This window comes from Pseudomonas sp. SIMBA_068 (assembly GCF_046534705.1).
In the GTDB taxonomy this organism is placed as follows: Bacteria; Pseudomonadota; Gammaproteobacteria; order Pseudomonadales; family Pseudomonadaceae; genus Aquipseudomonas; species Aquipseudomonas putida.
Map to the genome: position 1 here is coordinate 1 of NZ_JAWRYI010000750.1, position 263 is coordinate 263.

Consider the following 263-nt stretch of genomic DNA (forward strand, 5'->3'; position numbering starts at 1 on the left):
CTCTGGTTAGGATGGGATAGCCATAACTATGTCACTATGGAGCTAGATTCTGAAGGTTACTTACATGTCATGGGTAACATGCATGCAGATCCACTTGAGTATTTTCGTATGTCAGAGCCTTTGAATGTACGTTCCTTGAAGCGTGTTTCTGTTATGGCTGAAAAGTCACTCGAAAAAAGAATGACTTACCCTGTTTTTCTTCGCAACAAACAGGATCAACTTATCGTAAAGTATCGCGATGGTAGTAGTGGCAATGGTAGCGA

Annotated in this window: 1 protein-coding gene; it reads left to right on the forward strand. The window is 41.4% G+C overall.

Annotated elements, in window-relative coordinates; genetic code table 11:
* Positions 1 to 69: 69 nt before the first annotated feature.
* On the forward strand, positions 70 to 263 hold a 194-nt coding region (locus tag SB756_RS31275), incomplete at its 3' end, for a BNR-4 repeat-containing protein (RefSeq protein WP_410913393.1).